This window comes from Vibrio sp. 1069, assembly GCF_033340555.1.
The window spans coordinates 1-1,012 of record NZ_JAWOWP010000132.1 but is presented as its reverse complement, the minus strand read 5'-3'; the positions used below and the strand labels follow the sequence as shown (position 1 = coordinate 1,012).

The following is a 1,012-nucleotide window of genomic DNA, read 5'->3' as shown; positions in this document are numbered from 1 at the left end:
TATTGCTTGTTCAGCCCGCAGCAAAGGTTGCGCTCGAACGCTAGTTAAATCTCGTTGAAACGCCCCACTTTTAACGCCCTCCAGATACACTCGATACGTCGTCAGTTCATCAAGTAAAAGAAACGCTTCTGCCTGTGGTCCTTGATGTGGGTATGGCACGCTAATGTGCTTCTGAATATCTAGAGAAATGTGTAAGTCTAAACCCACGGACGCGCATTGAGATTTGAGCACGCGCAGTAAGCCTTGCTCATCCATTAGCGTTTGAATTTCTAATATGCGCTCAAGATGATAGGCGTTTGATAGCAAAATGACCTCAACCGCCGCTTGAGACGGTAACGGAAATAAACCGCTTTCACACAGAACTTTCGCTGCATTTCGCATGTTTTCAAACGTATTCAAAGAGCGATTTTCAAGCAGAATTTGGCTTGTCGGAAAAGGCTTGGCCAGCGACGTATTCAGGGTCTGAAAATATGCATACATAGCGTCTGCTTCCGAAATGCTTTGTCCTTGCGTTTTTCCACCACAAAATACGAGAGCAGTATTCTCCATTGGCATTTCGCGGATCTTAGCGGCTAGTGCTTCGACTCTCGAGATGCCTTCGGCACTCAATTGGTTATTAACCAATCGCTTACCTAGTACGATGACCACGTTACCTAACTTCATACTTCTCTCTCAATTTCCCCTGCGACAAAGTCACTGTTGTGTGGTCTTTGGCATAGTTACAAAAATCTTCTTTGCCAACCGCCTTACAGGCATTAACATCTAGTTAACAATATTGTTCTAGAGACCTATGAAAGGTTCATTGCTGAAGGAAGTCAATTATGCTGTCGATTTTCGATATTTTTAAGGTCGGTGTTGGGCCATCCAGCTCCCACACTAACGGTCCTATGCTCGCCGGATTCCATTTCACTCAACTACTTAGCGACTCTATGGCGAAAGTGCGTCGGGTGCAAGTTGACTTATATGGCTCTTTATCACTGACTGGTAGAGGACACCACACCGACCGAGCCAC

2 protein-coding genes are annotated in these 1,012 nt (G+C 45.6%); one reads left to right on the top strand and one right to left on the bottom strand.

Features of this window, described 5'->3' with window-relative positions:
- Nucleotides 1–663: YdcF family protein (locus tag R7040_RS24950; protein WP_318097348.1), on the bottom strand; the 663-nt coding region annotated here is incomplete at its 3' end.
- Nucleotides 664–821: 158 nt separating this feature from the next.
- On the opposite strand from R7040_RS24950, the gene R7040_RS24945 reads away from it, so the two are divergent.
- Nucleotides 822–1,012, top strand: a 191-nt coding sequence (locus tag R7040_RS24945; protein ID WP_318097347.1) for a serine dehydratase beta chain, incomplete at its 3' end; no start/stop codon positions are given.